Annotated in this window: 11 protein-coding genes; 2 read left to right on the top strand and 9 right to left on the bottom strand. The window is 64.8% G+C overall.

Annotation, left to right across the window (positions count from 1 at the left end; all coding sequences use genetic code 11):
• Window positions 1–122: 122 nt before the first annotated feature.
• Together PMI04_RS04570 and PMI04_RS04565 are read right to left on the bottom strand one after the other, a co-directional pair.
• Window positions 123–935 carry a class I mannose-6-phosphate isomerase gene (locus PMI04_RS04570; protein ID WP_007707716.1) on the bottom strand — a complete coding sequence of 271 codons (813 nt, stop codon included), beginning with the start codon at window positions 933–935 and terminating at the stop codon, window positions 123–125.
• 31 nt (window positions 936–966) lie between these two features.
• Window positions 967–1,896, bottom strand: coding sequence for an ROK family protein (locus tag PMI04_RS04565; RefSeq protein WP_007707718.1), 930 nt, complete (start codon window positions 1,894–1,896; stop codon window positions 967–969).
• A gap of 207 nt (window positions 1,897–2,103) precedes the next feature.
• Here PMI04_RS04565 and PMI04_RS04560 point away from each other — a divergent pair, with 207 nt between their 5' ends.
• Both PMI04_RS04560 and PMI04_RS04555 read left to right on the top strand, forming a co-directional pair.
• Window positions 2,104–3,474, top strand: a complete 1,371-nt coding sequence (locus PMI04_RS04560) for a sugar porter family MFS transporter (RefSeq protein WP_238535891.1) — start codon at window positions 2,104–2,106, stop codon at window positions 3,472–3,474.
• Between the two features lie 39 nt (window positions 3,475–3,513).
• The gene (locus PMI04_RS04555; protein ID WP_007707725.1) at window positions 3,514–4,734 is read left to right on the top strand and encodes an ROK family protein; all 1,221 of its coding nucleotides are present in this window, start codon (window positions 3,514–3,516) and stop codon (window positions 4,732–4,734) included.
• Window positions 4,735–4,752: 18 nt separating this feature from the next.
• Here PMI04_RS04555 and PMI04_RS04550 read toward each other — a convergent pair whose 3' ends face one another.
• The 7 genes from PMI04_RS04550 to PMI04_RS04520 all read right to left on the bottom strand — a co-directional run bounded on the left by PMI04_RS04550 (window position 4,753) and on the right by PMI04_RS04520 (window position 19,554).
• A complete protein-coding gene (locus PMI04_RS04550; RefSeq protein ID WP_007707727.1) occupies window positions 4,753–7,074 on the bottom strand; it encodes a GH92 family glycosyl hydrolase in 2,322 nt (773 codons plus the stop codon).
• A gap of 22 nt (window positions 7,075–7,096) precedes the next feature.
• Complete coding sequence (locus PMI04_RS04545; RefSeq protein ID WP_007707730.1) at window positions 7,097–8,542, bottom strand: glycoside hydrolase family 125 protein; 1,446 nt, start codon at window positions 8,540–8,542, stop codon at window positions 7,097–7,099.
• 30 nt (window positions 8,543–8,572) lie between these two features.
• Window positions 8,573–10,933, bottom strand: a complete 2,361-nt coding sequence (locus PMI04_RS04540; RefSeq protein WP_007707733.1) for a GH92 family glycosyl hydrolase — start codon at window positions 10,931–10,933, stop codon at window positions 8,573–8,575.
• A 14-nt stretch (window positions 10,934–10,947) separates the two neighbouring features.
• Entirely contained in the window at window positions 10,948–11,997 is a 1,050-nt protein-coding gene (locus PMI04_RS04535; RefSeq protein ID WP_007707736.1) for a glycoside hydrolase family 43 protein, read from the bottom strand.
• A gap of 69 nt (window positions 11,998–12,066) precedes the next feature.
• The gene (locus tag PMI04_RS04530) at window positions 12,067–15,036 is read right to left on the bottom strand and encodes a TonB-dependent receptor (RefSeq protein ID WP_007707739.1); all 2,970 of its coding nucleotides are present in this window, start codon (window positions 15,034–15,036) and stop codon (window positions 12,067–12,069) included.
• 203 nt (window positions 15,037–15,239) lie between these two features.
• Window positions 15,240–17,174 (bottom strand): sugar-binding domain-containing protein, encoded by a 1,935-nt coding sequence (locus PMI04_RS04525; RefSeq protein ID WP_283184853.1) that lies wholly within the window; start codon window positions 17,172–17,174, stop codon window positions 15,240–15,242.
• 4 nt (window positions 17,175–17,178) lie between these two features.
• Window positions 17,179–19,554 carry a GH92 family glycosyl hydrolase gene (locus tag PMI04_RS04520; RefSeq protein ID WP_007711601.1) on the bottom strand — a complete coding sequence of 792 codons (2,376 nt, stop codon included), beginning with the start codon at window positions 19,552–19,554 and terminating at the stop codon, window positions 17,179–17,181.
• Window positions 19,555–19,606: the final 52 nt, after the last annotated feature.

Here is a 19,606-nt window from a genome sequence, read left to right as displayed (position 1 = left end):
AATCGCTTAGGACGCGATTCCAGCTCCCGGATAATGGGATGGACGCGCGCGGACATGTCCAGGGCGGATGATTTGCCCGGATCGAACCGGGAATGCGGGACAAAGGTGCCCGGGGTTGGGGCTCAGTCGGTGGGACGCGCCAGGAAAGCGTGCATGTCGGCGTCAACCATGAGCGTCGCCCGATCCTGGATCAGCCAGCATTCGCCCGCCTGCCAGGCCGTGCCATCGATTGTCCCATGACCACTGAACGGAATGAACCAGCACAGCCCCGTGTCGAACATGATCGCTTCTCCAGCCGGACAGACCCGGCTTTCCAGCAGGAAGGGCGCGCCCGCCTCATCAACCAGAATGGTCGATCCATCCACCGCGACATGCTGCACCGGCCGATCATAAGGCTCAGGCCGGCTGACCGCCATGCCTGCATCCAGATGCAGTTCGCGCGGGCGGCCATAATCATAGAGGCGATAGGTGACGTCGTTATTCTGCTGTACCTCGACCAGGGTGATGCCACCGCCGATGGCATGGATCGTGCCCGCCGGGATATAATAGAAGTCGCCCGGCCTGACCGGTTTCCAGTCCATCAGATCCTCGATCGAGCCGTCCAGCGCAGCCGCCCGCAGCGCGTCCGCATCGACCGCATGGCGCAGGCCAATGCCCAGCCGCGCGTCGCCCTGGGTATCGAGTACGTACCAGCATTCCGACTTGCCACCGGCCAGCCCAGTGGCACGTGCCTGCCCGTCATCGGGATGGACCTGCACGGACAGGCGCTCGCTGGTGAACAGATATTTGACCAGCAGCGGTTGAGGCACATTGTCGGGGCCGGTGAACCAGATCTCGCCGACACGCCGGTCGGGGTCGGCCCCATATTGCGGCGACAGGCCCGTGCAGCCCCAGGGTTTTTCGACGGCGTTGAGAATCAGACGATGAGCGCTCATGGCCGGTCCAATAGCAGAAAATCCGTTGTTATCATGCTGCTGTCGCAGCCTGCGCCAACGCCATACACGCAAGCGCGATCGATCCCATCGGGCCGGCCTGCGCCCCCAGCGCCGGCGCTACGACATAATGGTCGGGATTGGGCAGATGCATATAGCCCGCCAGACTGTCGCGCAGCGCCGCATTGATACGCCCGATCAGATGGGGCTGCCCGGCCAGCACGCCGCCGCCCATGGCGATGCGCAACGGCCCGGTGGAGCACACCATCGCATGCGCCATCGCCGCCAGCGCATCGACGATCGGCGCCCAGACCGGATCATTGGGTGGCAGATCCGATGGCAGTCGATCCCCCAATCGGGCGCGCAGCGCGGTACCCGACGCCAGTCCCTCGACACAGTCGGGATGATAGGGACAGGCACTGACGAAATCGTCGCCGGCCAGGCGCGGCACGCGAATATGGCCGATTTCGCTATGGCCGATGCCCCGGGTCGGCGCACCATGGACGATCAATCCCACGCCGACGCCCGTTCCGACGGTCACATAGGCGAAGTCCTGCATGCCCTGCCCGCACCCCCACAGCATTTCCGCCAGCGCCGCGCCATTGACGTCGGTGTCGAACGCCACCGGCACGGCAAAAGGGCCAGCCAGCGTGCCGACGATATCGGCACCCGGCCAGCCCGGTTTGGGCGTCGCCAGGATGCAGCCATAATCAGCCGCCGCCGGATTGAGCTGGAGCGGCCCGAAGGACGCAATGCCAAGCGCGACGAAACCGCCCCGCGCATCCCATTCTTCCAATATGGCAAGGATTGCCGGCAGCGTTTCTTCGGGCCGGGTGGTAGGGACCGTCCGCTGGTCCAATATGGCGTCGGGACCCGTGGCCAGGGTGCAGACGCACTTGGTCCCGCCCAGTTCCAGACCGGCAAAGGGACGCCCGGCGGCGGCGATCAGGGAAGCGTCAAGCATGATGGACACCGGTTGCCATGGAATGCGCGCGCCGCCTAGCCATGTCCGATCGCTGTCCGATGGACATGCCGCCCCATTTTGCCACGCCCGCTCTCCCGTTCCACCGCGCCGACTGCGGCATAATATCGATTGCGTCGGCTCCGATCAATTAATACATTAAATTGCATTATTCAATCCGGCATGCAAGCCGGGCGATATGGGAGCAGGATGATGACAGGCAGAATGGCCGGTTCGGCCAGCATAAGCGCGGTCATCGCCGCAGCCATTGGCGGACTCCTGTTCGGGTTCGACACCGCCGTGATTGCCGGTGTCACGCATGCGTTGAGCGATGCCTTCGCGCTGAGTGTTACGGGACTGGGAGCGGCCGTTTCGGCTGCGCTGATCGGGACGCTGATCGGCGCGCTGGGAGCCGGGAAGCCTGGCGACCGCCTTGGCAGCCGCACCGTGCTGATCTGGATCGCGATCGCCTATGGCGTGTCCGCACTCGGCTGTGCCCTCAGCACGAACCTGCCGATGTTCATCGCCTTTCGCCTGCTCAGCGGGCTGGCGATCGGCGGGACATCCGTTCTGGCGCCGGTCTATATCGCGGAGATAAGCCCGGCCGACCGGCGCGGCCGACTGGTCGGCGCCTTCCAGCTCAGCATCGTCATCGGCATTCTGGCGGCTTATGTCAGCAATGCACTGATAGGAGCGGTAATCGATATTCCCGATATCTGGCGCGTCAAGCTGGGCGTCGCCATGATCCCCGCCATCCTGTTCCTGGCGATGCTGCTGCGCATTCCCGACAGTCCGCGCTGGCTGGTCCAGCAGGGGCGGATCGACGCCGCGCGCCGGGCGATCGGCCGCCTCGCGATGGGCAATGCGGACGCATTGATCGCCCGTTTCGCCACCGCCCGTGCCGCGTCCGGGCCGGCGCGCCTGTCCTGGCGCGCGCACCGCACGCCGATCCTGCTGGCGCTCGCGATCGCCGCCTTCAACCAGCTCTCGGGCATCAACGCGATCCTGTATTATCTGGGCGACATCTTTGCGATGGCGGGCTTCAGCGCCCTGTCCGCCGATCTCCAGTCGGTGGCGATCGGCATCGCCAATCTGGTCGCGACGCTGATCGGCATGGCGATGATCGACCGGGTCGGCCGCCGCCCGCTGCTGCTGGCCGGCGCTGCCGGCACCGCGATCGCGCTCGCTGGCGTGGCGACGATCTACACGACCGGGCGCGGCGAGATGCTGCTGCTGCCGGTGCTGATCGGCTTCATCCTCTTTTTCGCGGTGTCGCAGGGGGCGGTGATCTGGGTCTATCTCTCCGAAATCTTCCCCACCGCCGTGCGCGCACGCGGCCAGTCGCTGGGCAGCGCCGCCCATTGGGCGCTCAACGCACTGATCGCCTTCGGCTTTCCGGTTGTCGCCCAGGGATCGCGGGCCTTGCCTTTCTGGTTCTTCGCGGTCGCGATGCTGGTCCAGTTCGTCATCGTCTGGCGCTATTTTCCCGAAACCCGGGGCCTGTCGCTGGAAGATGAACTGTCACCATTGACCGGCGCGTCACAGCATGGGAAGCCGACACATGACGATGACCCGCGCTGATTTCGCCCGATCCTATCCGTTCCTGACCGGGCCTTCGGCATGACCGGCTCGTCCCTCCGCCAGCGCCCGCGCCTGTCGGGCACCAATCTGGAACGCGCCGCCGATCACAACCAGCGCATCACCCTGCACGCGATCCGCGTCTGCGGCATGCTGACGCGGGTGGAACTGGCCGGCATCACCGGCCTCACCGCACCGGCCATCGCCAACATCACCAAGCGGCTGCTGCAGGACGGGCTGATCGAGGAGGCCGGGCAGCGGCGCGGCGGGCGTGGCCAGCCGCCGACCAAGCTCGTGATCCGCAGCGACGCCTGCTATTCGGTCGGGGTCAATATCGACCGCGACCATATCACCATCGTCCTGGTCGATTTCGCCGGCCAGACATTGGCACGGGTGTCGGAAGAGATCGACTATGCCCTGCCCGCCGATGTGCGCGCCCTGTATGACCGGTCGATCGCCGGCATGCTGGCCGGCGCCGGGGTCGATGCCGCCAAGGTGGTGGGCCTGGGCGTCGCCATGCCCGACGATCTGGGATCGGTCGACCTGCCCGGCCGCCCCCTGGCCTATGGCGAATGGGAACAGGTCAGCATGGCGGATCTGTTCGCCGGTCCGCATGACTGGCCGGTCTTCCGCGAGAATGACGCCGCCGCCGCCGCCATGGGCGAAATGCAGCTGGGCAAGGGGCAGACCAACACCAGCTTCTTCTACATATTGATGTCGTCGGGCCTGGGCGGCGGCCTGGTGGTCGATGGCAATTATGTCCGCGGCGCCAGCGGTCGATCGGGCGAAATCGGCTTCATGCTGGCGCAGCGCGGCGACGGCCCGGCCGAACCCCTGCAGAATATCGTCTCCCTCTCGGCACTGGCCAAGGATATGGGCGCGCAGGGTTTCGCTTTGCGCGAAGCGCTGCACGCGACCGACGGCGTGGCGGCCGACGCGATCAATCGCTGGATCGAGATGGCGGCTGAGCAACTTGCCGCACCGCTGGCGGCGGTCAATTGCCTGGTCAATCCGGCCGCCATCCTGCTGGGCGGGCGCCTGCCCACCCGGCTGATGGATCTGCTGGCCGAGCGGATGAACGCGCAGATGCGCGACATCGCGGCGCAACTGCCCGCCGTGGCTCCGGTATCGCGCGCCGCCCTGTCGGAGGATGCACCGGCCGTGGGCGCGGCAATCCTGCCCTTCAGCCATTTCCTGCTGCCGACGCCGGGCGCGCTGTGGAAGCCGTCGCGCGGTTCGGTGACGATCGGGGCGGACGGCTGATCCGCCCCTGACCGGAATTTACCCCGGCTGGATGCCGAAACTGGGCGGCCGATCACGCTTCGCCATGCCAAAGCCCGATGGCCGCGCGCCCATGACGAAGACCAACTCGCCGCCCTGCATCAGCGCCGCATGGCTGATCCAGTTGCGCGTGTGGGCGCGGCCGTTCCAGGTCACCGACTGGACATAGGGCCGGTCGGGGCCATTACCCTGCGCGCGCACCACCAGCCGCCGGCCCCTGCCCAGATCGACGGTCGCCTCGTCGAACAGCGGCGATCCCAGCACATAAAGCGCGCTCACCGGATCGACCGGATAGAAGCCGAGCGCGCTCAGTACGAACCAGGCGCTCATCTGGCCGCAATCATCATTGCCGATGACGCCGTCGGGCGCGGCCCTGTACATCTCCGTCAGCAGCTGGCGGACCATCGCCTGCGTCTTCGCCGGCGCGCCGCAATAGGCATAGAGATAGGCGGCATGCTGGTCGGGTTCGTTGCCATGGGCATATTGGCCGACCAGGCCGCTGATGTCGGGCGGCGCATTGTCCGGCAGGGTCGACGGCGCATTGAAGAAGGCGTCCAGCTTCGTCTCGAACGCCGCGTCGCCGCCGAAATGGTCGATCAGGCCATAAATGTCATGCTGGGTGAGGAAGGTCGCCTGCCAGCCATTGGCTTCGGTATAGTCGCGATGCCGTTTGGGATCATGGCCGATCTGGATCGGGTCATAGTCCTGCCACCAACGGCCATCGGCAAAGCGCGGCCGGGCAAAGCCGATCTTCGGATCGATCACGTTGCGATAGTTGCGGCTGCGCGCCTTCAGCCGCGCCGCATCTTCGTTCGCGCCCGCCGCCTGCGCCAGCCGCGCCATCGCCCAGTCATCATAGGCATATTCCTGGGTCCGACTGACCGACTCCCAGATCTTGTCAGCCGGAATATAGCCCAGATCATAATAGAAATTGCGGCCCAGCGTGCTGTCGACATCGGGCATGGCCGGATCGAAGGCGCGCCGGCGGATCGCCGGCCAGGCGGCGGCATAATCCGCCTTGATCCCCTTGGCCTGCGCCTCGGCCAGCACCGACACCGCATGCCAGCCGATCATGCAGCCGGTTTCCTTGCCCTGCAGCGGCCAGACCGGCGGGCCATAGGGGCTTTGCTGGGTCTGACGGATCAGGTCGCGGGTCATCAGCGCGGCCCGATCGGGCTGGATGATCGTCAGCAGCGGATGCAGCGCGCGATAGGTGTCCCACAGCGAATAGGCGGTGAAGGCGCGCTCGCCCGGCGGCAGGCTGTGCACCTTGCCGTCCATGCCCATGGTGCGGCCGTCGCGATCGACGAACGATTGCGGCGCCAGCAGGCAATGATAGAGGGCGCTCGCCATGATCCTGCGCTGATCGGCGGTGCCGCCGCGTACCACGATGCCGGCCAATTCCTTGCCCCAGGCGGCGCCCGCCGCCACCCGCGCCGCATCGAAATTCCAGTCCGCCGCTTCGCCCGCCAGCGCCGCCTGCGCGCCGGCGACGTCGACGGCGGAAATGCCGGTGCGGATCTGGATCGGCGCCGCGCCCGCATCGTCGAAGAACAGGGCAACCTTCAGCCGCTGCCCCTTCACCGATCGCGCGCCGTCGGGCAGCGGCTTGTCGCCATCACCGAAGAAGGCGACCCGATCGGGCTTGCGCGACATTTGCAGCGCGAAATGGATGCGGCGCCCTTCGGCCCAGCGAAATACCTGCCGGCTGCCGGTCAGCGTGCCGTCCTCGGCCAGGTCCAGCGACGCATTCTCGATCCGGATCAGTTCGTCCGGCTTCTCCTGCTTGCAATGGGCAAAATCGATCAGGATATGGCCGGGGCCATCCGGGAAATGATAGCGGTGCAGGCCGGTCCGTTCGGTCACGGTCAGTTCCGCCAGCACGCCCGATTCCAGCTTCACCCGATAATAGCCCGGCTCGGCATGTTCGTCGGAAAAACGCTGGCGATAGCCCTCGTCCGGCTTGCCGACCGGGCCAGGCTGAAGCTGAAGCGGCCCGCGCGTCGGCACCACCAGCACGTCCAGCATATCGCCGATGCCGGTGCCCGACAAATGGGTGTGGGAAAAGCCCATGATCGACCCGTCATCGACATGATAGCCCGAACAGGCGTCCCAGCCGGCATTGTTGGTATCGGGGCCAAGCTGCACCATGCCAAAGGGCATGGAGGGACCCGGAAATGTGTGGCCATGGCCGCCGGTGCCGATGAACAGGTCGGGCCGGGCGGCAGCATCGCCCTGCCCGGCTGCGACCGCCGGCCATGCCTTCCCGAGCGCAACCATCCCTACGCCGGCCAGCAACTGGCGGCGGTTGGCGGTGATCATCCTGTCCTCTCCCTTATCTTTCCTATGCGAAGCGCTCGGCCAGCAGCGCGGGCTTGCGCCGCTCCAGATCCAGGATCAGGTCGCCGAACAGGCCATTGGCCCAGGCGAACCAGGACCGGGTGAATGTGGCCGGATCATCCTTGTGGAAGCTTTCGTGCATGAAGCCGGTGCCGCCATGGGTGGCGCGCAGCCAGGCCAGGCACTGGCGGATCGTGGCATCGTCGGCGCTGTTGAGCGCGCGGGTGACGATCGACATCGGCCAGATCATGTCCATGCCGATATGCGGCCCACCAATGCCCTGCGCCGCGGTGCCGGTGAAGAAATAGGGGTTACGCCCGCTCCAGGCGAGTGCGGCCGTGCGCTGCCACAGCGGATCGCCCCGGTCGGCCGCGCCCAGCAGCGGCAGGCCCGACAGGCTCGGCACATTGGCATCGTCCATGAAGATCGCATTGCCATAGCCATCGACCTCATAGGCCCAGACCCGACCGCCCTGCCCGTCGTCCATCTGGCCATGGGCCTTGAGCGCGGCATCGACCTCGGCAGCGAGCGCGGCGCAATCCTGCGCCGCCGCCGCGTCGCCCCGCGCCTCGCCCAGCACCTGCGCCAGCATGCGCAGCGCCGACACCGCAAACAGGTTGGACGGGATCAGGAAGGGATAGAGGCACGCGTCGTCCGACGGGCGGAAGCCCGAATGGATGAGGCCGACCTTGCGCGTGGGCGCGCCATAGCCGTCGAACATCAGCGTCTCGGTCGGTGACTTGTCGACCCGCTGGAAATGATAGGGGCCTGGCCCGTCCTTGCGCTGCTGTTCGCGCAGGGTCGCGACCGCCAGCGCCATCGCCTTGGCCCAGAGCGCGTCGAACGGCGCCTTGTCACGGGTCGCGGTCCAATAGGCATGGGCCAGCCGCATCGGATAGCAGAGGCTGTCTATCTCCCATTTCCGCTCCGCCACGCCCGGCTTCATGTCGGTCCTGTCCGAAATTGCCGGCAGGCTGGACCGGGCGGCCGGATCCTTCATGAAGGCATTGGCATAGGGATCGATCAGGATGCAGCGCGCCTGCCGCTGGATCAGGCCGTGGAACAGCCGGCGCAACCCCGCATCCCTGGGCGTCAGATGGACATAGGTCTGAAGCTGCGCCGAACTGTCGCGCAGCCACAGCGCGTCGATGTCGCCGGTGATGACGAAGGCATCGGGCCTGCCGTCGACCATGCCCAGTTCCGCCGTGGTATCGAGCGTGTTGGGATAGCAATTCTCGAACAGCCAGGCGAGTTGCGGGTCGGCGATCTTCGCCTTCACCCGCGCGATCTCGCCCTCCACCGCCGGGCTGGTGAAGCGCCGCTGCCCCTTGGGCGGGCGCTTGGATGGGAATGCGCTGGCACTGGCGGCACCAAGGGGGGAGGTGGGGCTGGTAGCGGCCAGTGCCAGCGCTCCGGCACCGGCGATGACGTCACGGCGACGGAAACTCATCGGGTCATTCCTCTCTTGTGTCTTTGTCTTTTATTGCGGCTTGCTCATGGAGAAGGGGGCATCCACCTTGGCCGCGCCCCAGCTTTCATTGGGCTTCGGCCCCATGATAAAGCGCAGCGTGCCGCCCTTCTGCAATTCCTCGCGCGGCAGCCATGGCTTGTTCCAGGGCTGGCCGTTCAGCGTCGCCGACTGGATATAGACATTGTCCGCGCTGTTATTTTCCGCCTCCACCAGCAGCTTGCGGCCGCCGGGCATGGTCAGGGTGACGCGGCGGAACAGCGGGCTGCCGATCGCATATTGGCCCACGGTCGGCGTCACCGGATAGAAGCCCAGGGCGGAGAAGACATACCAGGCCGATGTCTGGCCATTATCCTCGTCGCCCGGATAGCCGTCCGGCGTGGGCGCGTAGAGTTTGCGCATCACGTCGCGGGCATGGAACTGCGCCTTCCACGGTGCGCCCGCCCAGTCATAAAGATAGATCATGTGCTGGATCGGCTGGTTGCCATGGGCATATTGGCCCATGTCGACGATCTGCATCTCCCTGATCTCGTGGATCACCTGGCCATAATAGCTGTCGTCGAAGATTGGCGGGGTGGTGAAGATGCTGTCGAGCCGGTCGACGAACGTCCGGTCGCCGCCCATCAGGTCGATCAGCCCCTGCACATCCTGCATCACCGACCAGCTATAATGGAGCGCATTGCCCTCGGTGAAGGCATCGCCCCATTTATAGGGATTGAAATTGGCGCTCCACGACCCGTCCTTGTTGCGGCCGCGCATCCAGCCGGTCTGCGCGTCATAGAGCTTGCGGTAGTTTAGCGCCTGTTCGGCATAGCGCTTGGCGTCGGCGCTCTTGCCCAGTTGCGCGGCGAGGCGCGACAGGGCGAAGTCGGCGGTCGCATATTCCAGCGTGCGCGCGGCATTCTCGTTGATGCCGACATCATAGGGCACATAGCCAAGCTGGTTATAATATTCGACGCCCTCGCGGCCGACGGCGGTCAGCGTCCGGCCCTTGGCATCGGTCGGCCGCCCCTTCGACGTGGTCGCATTCTTGACCATCGCCTCATAGAGCGTGTTGACGTCGAAGCCGCGCACGCCATTGGCATAGGCGTCGGCGATCAGGATCGCGCTGTTCGATCCGATCATGACGTTGCGATGGCCCGGGCTTGCCCATTCCGGCAGCCAGCCCGATTCCTTGTAGGTGTTGGCCAGTCCCTGCATGATCTCGCCGTCGCGCTCAGGATACATCAGCGCGAAGAAGGGGAATACCGCGCGCCAGGTGTCCCAGAAGCCGTTGTCGGTATAGAGCGGGCCGGGATGCACCTTGCCGTCATAGGGGCTGTAGTGGACCTGCTTCCCCTGCGCGTCGATCTCGTGGAAATTGCGCGGGAATTGCAGCATCCGGTAGAGCGCCGAATAGAAGGTGCGGCGATTGTCGATGTCCGGATCCTCGACCGCGATGCGCTGGAATTCCTGTTCCCAGACCTGCTTCGCCTTCGCCTTGGTGCCATCGAAATCGTCGCTGCCGACCTCGCTCTGAAGATTGCGCAGCGCCTGTTCCGGGCTGATGAAGGAGGATGCGACCTTGACCCCGATCTGCTCGCCGGCCTTCGTCTTGAAGCTGATGACGGCACCGACATGGTCGCCCTCGCGCTGCGCCGTCGCGTCCAGCTTGCCATCGTCGCCCCAGCTCTGGCCGATGCTGAAATCATGGTCGAACTGGGCCACGAAATAATTGTGGAAATTGCCCGGCACCCCGCCCTTGTTGTTGCGGACATAGCCGGTGATGCGGCGGTTGGCGGCGTCGATCGTCACCATCGACCCGCCGGCATAGGCGTCGAGCAGGATATGGGCCTGGTCGCTCTGCGGGAAGGTGAAGCGGAACTGGGCGGCGCGATTGGTCGGCGCGACCTCCGCCGTCACATCATAGTCGGCCAGATAGACCTTGTAGCTATAGGGCCGGCTTTCCTCCGCCTTGTGGCTGTACCAGGATGCCCGCTCCTCCTCCTTGATCTTGATCGCGCCGGTCTCGGCGAACAGGGCGAAGGCGGCATAGTCGCCCATCCAGGGGCTGGGCTGGTGGGTCTGCTTGATGCCGTTCAGCTTGTGCGCGTCATAGGTATAGCCCCAGCCATCACCCATCTTGCCGGTGACCGGGGTCCAGAAATTCATGCCCCAGGGGACAGCGACCGCCGGATAGGTGTTGCCATAGGACAGTTCATAGCTGGAATCCGTGCCCATCAGCGGATTGGCGAGATCGACCAGCGCCGGCGCGGAAGGCGCAGACGCGGCGGGCTCGGGGACCGACTGGCCGGCCGCCGCCGAAGCCAGCGCCAGCAGCGAGCCACCCAGGATCAGCGCCATCGTGCCGCGCATCGTCTTTACACCCACCATCTTCCCCTTCTCTCTCATTTGCGCGGCGGCTTTTGCGGCGCCACGCCATCCCTGGTCATCACCACCGGCCGGATGCTGCCATCGGCCTCGAACAGCAGCCGCTCGATCGCGACCTGCCGATGCTCGCCGACATCGTCGCCCAGCGGTCGGCGATGATAGGCGATGAACCAGTCGTCCGTGCCTGGAATATTGAGCACCGAATGATGACCCGCGCCGCGCGCGATGTGGAAATCCTGCGCCAATATCCGGCCGCGCGGAGTGAAGGGGCCGGTGGCACTCGGCCCGGTCGCATAGGCGACGCTATAGTCCGGCCCGGTCCAGCCGCCTTCCGACCACATGAAATAATAGACGCCCTTGCGCTTGATCAGGAAGCTGCCCTCGACATAGCCGGGCGGCGTAATCTCCTTATAGGTCGTGCCGTCGGCGAACGGCTCGATCCGGCGCAGGTCGGCGCTCAGCCGCACGACGTTGCAATGTTTCCAGCCGCCGTAGAACAGATAGACCTGCCCATCCTCGTCGCGATAGGCGAAGGGATCGATCGGCTGCGCGCCATTGTGGAAGGCGCCGATCAGCGGCTTGCCGATCGCATCGCGGAACGGCCCGCCGGGCTTGTCGCTGACGGCCAGGCCAATGCCGCCGCTCTCGCCATCGCTCTGAATGTCGTTGGCGCTGAAGAACATATAATAGCGCCCGTCCTGTTCGATCACCGAGGGCGCCCAGATCGCCTTGTTCGCCCAGGCTATGGTGGCGACGTCCAGCACATGGCTGTGCCTGGTCCAGTGCACCAGATCGGGCGATGAAAAGGCGTTGAAGAAGGTCTGGTAGAGATAGGACGGGCGGATCGATGCGCCGCTGCGCGCCTGTTCCTGTTCCGGCGTGAAATGCGCGGTCAGGTCGGGCGTGCCGTCATGATCCGAATAGGTCGGATAGATCCAATATTGTCCGTCAAAGGCGCGGATTTCGGGATCGGCATACCAGCCCGGCAACGCCGGATTGCCAGCCCAAGCGACAGCCGGCAGCAAAGCCGCGCCGATCAGTGCCAGGGCCTGTTTGCGGCCGATCATCCTTCGTCCTCCCGATAGATAAATGGAGGTGGGCGCGTGCAGTCGCCCACCTCCTTCGGTGCGACCCGATCAGAAATTATAGGTCACGCCGACATAGGCACGGCGTCCGGCATAGACGTTGGAATAGAAACGATCCTTCGTGTCATTGCCCAGATGCTGCCGCTGTTCCGATTTGGTGAGGTTGATGATCGACGCCGTCAGCGAGAGCTTGTCATTGATATTGTAGGAGGCGTTCAGGTCGACCTGCTCATAGGGATCATCATAGATGTTGAGGCCCGATGCGATGCCGCGCACCACTTCGCCGCGACGGTTGTAGGACGCGCGCACCAGGAACTTGTCGGTTTCCCAGAAGACCGACGCATTGACCTGGGTCTTGGCGCTGCCGACCAGCGGCGATGTGCCCACCTTCTGCCCGTCGATCGCGATGTCCGCCACCGACGTGTCATTATAGGTGAAGTTGACCTGCGCGCCGAGGCCGAAGGAGAAGGTGTGCTGGGCGTAAAGCTCGATGCCCTGCGACTTCGCCTTGGAGCCGTTGGCCTGAGTCGAATATTGCTGCACCACCACGGTCTCGCCGGCCACGGTCTGGGTCAGGTCCAGCACCACCGGCACGATGAAGTCCGACACATCCTTGCGGAACAGGGTCGCGCCCAGCACCGATCCCTGGTGGAAATACCATTCGACGCCAACGTCATATTGCCAGGCGGAGAAGGGCTTCAGGTCGAAATTGCCGCCATTGCCGAACCAGCCCGGACGGGCGCCGAACTGCTGCCGGTCATAGACGAAGGCATCGGAATTATAGGTGAGCGAACGGGCGCCGGCGAGGTCGTTATAGCCCGGCCGTGCGATCACCTTGGCGATCGCGCCGCGCAGCACCAGGTCGGGCTGCACTTCCCACGACACGTTGAAGCTCGGCAGGAAGTCGGTGTAGCTCTTGGACTCGTCGTTCGGGCTGAAGACGCGCCGTTCGCGCTGGTCCTGCGGGATCACCTGGCAATTGCCGTCCGGCCCCATGGGCGGTGGCGAGAAGGGACCGCCCGGCCCGTTCACGCAATAATCATCCTCATAATAGAGCGTATCGGTGGAGGTGCCGGTCTGCTTGGTATTGACGATGCGCATGCCCAGATTGCCGCGCAGACTGTCGGTCTTGAAATTCAGCTGGGCATAGCCGGCCCAGATCTTCTCGCCGATATTGTAGATATTCTGATCGTCGGTGACATGGACCGGATCGCCATAGGTGCTGTTCAGATAATCCAGATAATTCCGGAAATTGATCCCGGGGAAGGCACTGGCGGTGAAGCCGCCGTCGATATTGCCGATCGGCTTGTCATAGAAATATCCCGGCTGCGCGACCGCCCCGGCCGGCGTGTCCTGATAGCGCAGCTTGGTCGCCGGATCGGCATACCATTCGACGCGCCCGGTCTCGCGGCGCACCTTGCCGTCGCGATATTTGCCACCGACCTGCAGCGAATTGAAGAAGCCGTCAAACTCGCGGGTCAGGTCGATCTGGGCATAGGTCTGCTGGATCGTGCTGTTGGTGAAGCTCGACCCGGTCGACCCGGTGTCGATCTGGGCGATGCCGTTCATCAGATTCTGCTGCAGTTCGGGCGAGAACTGCATGTCGAGCGAGCCGTTCTTGAACGACCAGTCGCTCATGAAATTGCCGTTGGTGCTCTGGCTCGCCGTGGTCAGGCGCGGCTTGGCCGCGACGCTGAAGCGCATCGAGGGGCCACCGGTCGCCTTGGTCTTGCCGACCACGAACGATGCCTTCAAGCGGTCATGCTCATATTCGCCGTTGATGTCGAAGGTGTTCGACGTCACCTTCTCGCGGCTATACTGGCCCGACAGCTGCGGCGTTTCCATGGTGCAGGCCGGGGTCTGGGTCAGGCAGCCCGTGCCCGCAGCCGGCACATGGAAATTGGCCCCCTGCATGATCGTGCCGCTGTCGTCGAAACTCGCGCCGGTGAAGAAATTCCTATAGCCCCATTCCGGGATCTTCAGCACGTTCGACTGGAAATTGTTCTTGATCTGGAAGCGGAAATAATTGGCGGTCAGGGTCAGCTCGTCGGTCGGCTTCCACTGCGCCGTCGCCTGGATGCCCAGCCGCTTGCGCTGCTGGTCCAGCACCGATTCCGTCACCGATTGCGGCGCCCAATAGCCCGAATAGCGGGTGCCGTCCTGGGTGGTGCTGCCGGTATTTTCCGACCAGTAGCTGATCGCGCTGTCATTGGCATAGGGGTTGCCGTTGACGTCGGTCGCCGGTTCGTTCGCCCGGTCATAGGTCCACCAGGCCCAGGTTTCCGTACCGGCCGTCAAGGTGCGGTTGCGGCGTTCCTGATAGGTGGCACCCACCAGCACGCCGAACGTGTCGTCGGGATTGTGCCAGGATAGCTGGCCGGAAATCTGCGGCTCGAACTTGTCGGATACGTCGGCATAGACGCCCTCGGCCGACAGGAAGCCCGACCAGGGCTCCAGATCGAGCGGGCGACGGGTCTTGAGGATAACGGTACCGCCGACGCCGCCTTCGTCCATCCGCGCCTCGGGCGACTTGAAGACGTCGACGCTGGCGATCATGTTCGCCGGCAGCAGCGTGTAGTTGAACGAACGCGACGGATCGCCGCTGTCGGCCGACGCGATGAAATTGCCGTTGAGCTGGGTCAGGGTCAGGTCGGAGCTGAGGCCGCGAATGCTGACCTTCGATCCTTCGCCACCATCACGCTCGATGATGACGCCCGGCACGCGCTGCAGCGAGTCCGCGACGTTCTTGTCGGGGAACTTGCCGATATCCTCGGCGGTGATGACGTCGACAAAGGCATTGGCCTCACGCTTCTGGCGCAGGCTCTGCTCGATCGACTGGCGATAGCCGGTGACGACGATGCTCGCTTCCTCGCCGGCGGCGCCCTGCGGCGCGGCCGAAGCGGGCGCATCCTGCGCCTGCGCCGCTACAATGCTGCCGGCCGCGCTGGCGGACATCAGCAGCACACGGATCAGCCGGCCACGACCCGAACCGACACGAGACTCCTCACACGCAATAGTCATTTTGGCACCCTCCCAGGGCTAGGGCCTGTTCGCCCTTTCGCTCTTATTGATGGATGGGGATGCCGGCCGTGGAACCGACCATGATCCTGCAACCCTACCCGACGCTGATATCAGATTAAAAAAAGCAATTTGTCAATTAGATTAAGACATGTTTTGAAATATGAAATATCCATTTGAGAAACATGGATTTTGTTGGAAACTGCTTAGGGTTTAGGCGTCCACAAAGGCGCAGCAATCTTCGCCAGATCGGCGGCCGATGCCTTGGCCTGCGCCCGGTCATAGGTCAGCAGGCCGTTGATCTCGTCCTCGACATCGCTGGTCTGGGTATAGACGGATGCGCTCAACCCATGGTCGCGCGCCTGGCGGATCACCTCCTCCATCTTGGCGCGATAACGGGTCAGGTAATCACCGTCGCCGCCGGCCACCTGATAGCTCCACAGCGACTTGCCCGGCTTCCACAAATGGCCCTGCACCGGCAGGCCGACGCCGCCATATTCGCCCAGCACGATCGCCCGGTCGGCATGGCGCGTCGGCACGTTGGGCTTGTCCTCATAGCTGTGGATGTCAAACACATCCGACACGCCGGGCGCCACATCCATCCAGCCGCTGTCCGCATCGACCAGCCGGCTGGGGTCCAGCCCCTTGACGGTGCGGGCCAGGGTCGCGCTGTCGAACTGGCCCCAGCCCTCATTATTGACCACCCACAGGACGATCGAGGGGAAGGCGCGCAGATTGCCGACCATCCGCGTCAGTTCGCTGATATGGTCGGCCATGGTCGCGGCCGGGAAAATCGCCTGCCCCTGGCTGGTGCCGGCGACGAACTGGTCCTCGCCCCCGCCCGAGGGCATGTCCTGCCAGATCATCATGCCCAGATGATCCGCGTCATAATAGTAACGCGCCGGCTCGACCTTGATATGCTTGCGCACCATGTTGAAGCCGGCCTGCTTGAGGAAGATCAGGTCGCTCTTCATCGCCTCCTCCGACGGCGGCGTCAGCAGCCCGTCCGGCCACCAGCCCTGGTCCAGCGTGCCATTGTGGAAAAGCGGCTTGTTGTTGAGCAGCAGCACCGGTTGCCCCCGTACCGGCCCCTGCCCGACCGAAATCTTGCGCATGGCGAAATAGGTCTGCACCGTGTCGCGCGGCGCGCCGACCGGCTGGGCATCGGCATAACGCCGCGTCTCGCCGACCGTGAAGCGCGCGTCATAGGCGTGGCGATCGCGCTCGGCCATGCCGGCATAGGGATCGCGCACATCGATCAGCTCGGCCTTGAGGTCGTAGAGGAAGGGATCGTCGGGCGACCAGAGATGGGCGCCGGGGATCGCCAGCGTCGCATGGCGATTGCCGCGCAAAATGGTGCTGGCCACGGTCTTGCCGCCGCTGCTGGCGGTCAGGCGTACCGCATCGGTGTCGCTCGCCCAGTTGCTGAGCGCGACGTCGACCTCCACCACGCCCCGGTCGATATCGGCGGTCGCGCGGACGTCGGCGATGTGCAGCCTGGGCACCGGTTCGATCCACACCGTCTGCCAGATGCCGCTGACCGCCGTGTACCAGATGCCGCTCGGCTCCAGCGACTGCTTGCCGCGCGGCTGGGTACCGGCCGAATTGGGATCGGCCACCTGCACCATCAGCTCGTTCTGGCCGGGCTTCAGATAATCGGTGATGTCGAGGCCAAAGGCATCGAAGCCGCCCTTGTGCCCGCCGACGATCGCGCCGTTGACCATCACCTGCGCGGCATAGTCGACCGCGCCGAAATTGAGCATGATCCGCTGCCCCGCCCAGCCGGCCGGCACGGTGAAGGCGCGCCGGTACCAGAGCCGCTGTTCGGGCGTGAGCTTGCGCGCCACTCGCGACAGGCGGGATTCGACCGGAAAGGGCACTAGTATCTGGCCATCCATCTTCGCCGGCCGCGCGACCGCCGGATCGGTGATGGCATAGTCCCACAGGCCGTTGAGGTTGCGCCATTCCTTGCGCTGCAATTGCGGCCGGGGATAGCTTTGCCAGGCATTGTCGGGCGTCACCGCCTTGCCCCAGCGCGTCACCAGATCGCTGGTATAGACATGGTCGTCCTGCGCATAGGCGATCGGCGCGGTCGCCGCCGTCAGGGCCAGCAGGGTCGGAACCAGAAGGCGCATCATCATCCCCTTATCGTGTCGCGTCGGACATGGACGGCGCGGTATCGGCCGGCGCGCTGCCCCATTTCGGATTGGGCTTGTTCCCCATGACGAAGGCGATGCGCGCGCCATCCTTGATGTCGGCATGGCGGAACCAGGGCCGGGTCCAGGGCTTGCCGTTCAAGGTCATCGACTGGATGTAGATATTGGCGGCGCCGTTGTTCTTCGCCTCGATCTCCAGCGCCTTGCCGCCGCCCATCTCCAGCCGGACATGATCGAAGACCGGGCTGCCGATCATGTAGACGTCGCTCGACGGATCGACCGGGTAGAAGCCCATGGCGCTCATCACATACCAGGAGGATGTCGCCCCCTGATCGTCCATGCCGGCATAGCCATAGCCGGCGGCATCGCTGCCATACATCTCGTCCAGGATGCGCCGCACCAGCGCCTGCGTCTTCCAGGGCTGGCCGGACCAGTCATAATAATAGGGCACCTGCTGGTCGGGCTGGTTGCCATGGACATATTGGCCGATCAGGCCGGTGCAGTCGCGGCAGATGCCGGTGGGCGCATAGGGCGTGGCGAAGAACTGGTCGAGTTTCGCATTGAACGCCTCGCGCCCGCCAAGCAGGGTCATCAGGCCCTTCACGTCATGCGGCGCCAGCCACAGCGTCGACCAGCCCGACGCCTCCTTCATCATGAAATTATAATAGGGTTCCTGCTGGTCGAACGGGGCGATCCATTTGCCGTCCGCCGTCCGCCCGCGCACGAAGCCGGTCGAGCGGTCGAAGACATTGGCATAATTGCCCGCCCGCTTGAGGAAGCGGCGCTGGTCCTCGCCTTTGCCCAGCCGCCCGGCATAGTCGGCCAGCGCATGGTCGTCCCACGCATATTCCATCGTCGTCGCCGCGCCCGCCTTGCCCCCGGCATAGGGCGGGCTGGGATTGCCCTGCGGCACGATGTCGGCGATCCAGCCCTGGCGGTCATATTCCGCCAGATAGCCGCGCGGCCCCCTGGGATCGGTGGCGTTCTTGCGCAGATAGGTCCAGACGCCGGCATAGTCGAACGGGATGCCGCGCTTCCACGCCCCCAGATACAGGAACACCGCATTGTCGCCGTGGAAGGAGGTGTTCATATACCCCTTCTCCTGCGCCATCTCATATTCGGACTGCATGATGTCCTGCACCACCTCGGGCTCCATCAGCGCCAGCAGGACGATCTGGTTGCGGCCGGTATCCCAGAAGGGCACCGGGCCATAGCGGTCATGGGTGGCGACCTGCACCTTGCCGTTGCTGTCGGTGAAGGGCTCGCCCTTCTGCGCGATCAGCCGGGGGCTGGCGAAGGACTGGAACAGGGTGGAATAGAACAGCGCCCGCTGCTTGGCCGTGCCGCCGCTGACCTGCACCCGACCCAGCAACTTGTCCCATGTGCCGCGCGCGGCCGACCGAACGGCGGCGAAATCCCAGTTGGGCAATTCCTGGCGCAGCCGCTGCGTCGCCTGTTCATAGCTGGTGCCATGCGCCATGCGCACCAGCACCTTGTCGCCCGCCTTGGTCTGGTAGGTGACATAGGCGCCGGCATAGTCGCCCTCGATGCTTCGGCCGGCCGGCACGACATCCTTGTCGCCGATGCCCCAGCCCTTATTGTCGCCCGGCGCCCGGCGGAAGGTGCCGAGTTGCGCGAAGGGCCGGGAGAATTCGGCGACGAAATAGCGGCCGTCGATCGATTCCCGTCCCTTGGAAATGCCGCGAATGGTGTGGTCGTCCACCACTTCCACGCTGCCGCCATGATCCAGCAGGTTGAGCAGGATGTTCGACCGCGCGCTCTGCGGGAAGCTGAACTGCATCAGGCTGGCCCAGCGTGTGCCGGTGAGTTCCACCTGGGTGCGGAAACTGTCGAGATAGACCGAATAATAGCCCGGCGCGGCGATCTCGCGCTTCTTGTCATAATAGGCCTGATTATAGGCCGGGGCGGCCGACCAGTCGCCCACCACCGGCATGATGATCGGCTCGGCATTGCCGCCATAGGTCTGGCCACCGCCGCCGGTGAAACCGATCATCGTCGGGTTGGTGTAATAATAAGGGGTCGGCACGCCATTGGGGTAGGTCAGCGCGATATTGTTGTTCATCGGCGCCGCCTCGACCGAGCTGTGCGGCAGGCGCGCGCCGGGGGAGGTCTGGCCCGAATAGACCGGCTCGCCGGGCGGCGGCGCATTGCCGATCAGATCCTGCCGGTCGAGCGGCGCGGTACCCACCAGCGGATTGGCGATGTCGACGCCACGCACACTATCCTGCGCCGGCAGTGCCTGCCCAGCCCCGGCCAGCAGCAGCGCCCCGAGGCTTGCCTGCATCGCCCGCTTTGCACGACGGGAAAAACCATGCCGATCGGCGTCGGCGCCCTGATGGCCCATGCGTCCCTCTCCTCTTGTCCGGGCGGTCTGGCGCCGCCCCGTTTCGATACGA

This window comes from Sphingobium sp. AP49 (genome assembly GCF_000281715.2).
In the GTDB taxonomy this organism is placed as follows: Bacteria; Pseudomonadota; Alphaproteobacteria; order Sphingomonadales; family Sphingomonadaceae; genus Sphingobium.
Note: the sequence above shows the minus strand (reverse complement) of the source record. Positions and strands in the feature narration are given on the sequence as shown.

What these genes read in the sequence shown, in the direction of transcription:
- PMI04_RS04520 (WP_007711601.1), bottom strand. Translation starts at nt 19,554, where the DNA reads ATGGGCCATCAGGGCGCCGACGCCGATCGGCATGGTTTTTCCCGTCGT.
- PMI04_RS04545 (WP_007707730.1), bottom strand. Translation starts at nt 8,542, where the DNA reads ATGAGTTTCCGTCGCCGTGACGTCATCGCCGGTGCCGGAGCGCTGGCA.
- PMI04_RS04550 (WP_007707727.1), bottom strand. Translation starts at nt 7,074, where the DNA reads ATGATCACCGCCAACCGCCGCCAGTTGCTGGCCGGCGTAGGGATGGTT.
- PMI04_RS04570 (WP_007707716.1), bottom strand. Translation starts at nt 935, where the DNA reads ATGAGCGCTCATCGTCTGATTCTCAACGCCGTCGAAAAACCCTGGGGC.
- PMI04_RS04525 (WP_283184853.1), bottom strand. Translation starts at nt 17,174, where the DNA reads ATGATGATGCGCCTTCTGGTTCCGACCCTGCTGGCCCTGACGGCGGCG.
- PMI04_RS04565 (WP_007707718.1), bottom strand. Translation starts at nt 1,896, where the DNA reads ATGCTTGACGCTTCCCTGATCGCCGCCGCCGGGCGTCCCTTTGCCGGT.
- PMI04_RS04530 (WP_007707739.1), bottom strand. Translation starts at nt 15,036, where the DNA reads ATGACTATTGCGTGTGAGGAGTCTCGTGTCGGTTCGGGTCGTGGCCGG.
- PMI04_RS04560 (WP_238535891.1), top strand. Translation starts at nt 2,104, where the DNA reads ATGATGACAGGCAGAATGGCCGGTTCGGCCAGCATAAGCGCGGTCATC.
- PMI04_RS04555 (WP_007707725.1), top strand. Translation starts at nt 3,514, where the DNA reads ATGACCGGCTCGTCCCTCCGCCAGCGCCCGCGCCTGTCGGGCACCAAT.
- PMI04_RS04535 (WP_007707736.1), bottom strand. Translation starts at nt 11,997, where the DNA reads ATGATCGGCCGCAAACAGGCCCTGGCACTGATCGGCGCGGCTTTGCTG.
- PMI04_RS04540 (WP_007707733.1), bottom strand. Translation starts at nt 10,933, where the DNA reads ATGGTGGGTGTAAAGACGATGCGCGGCACGATGGCGCTGATCCTGGGT.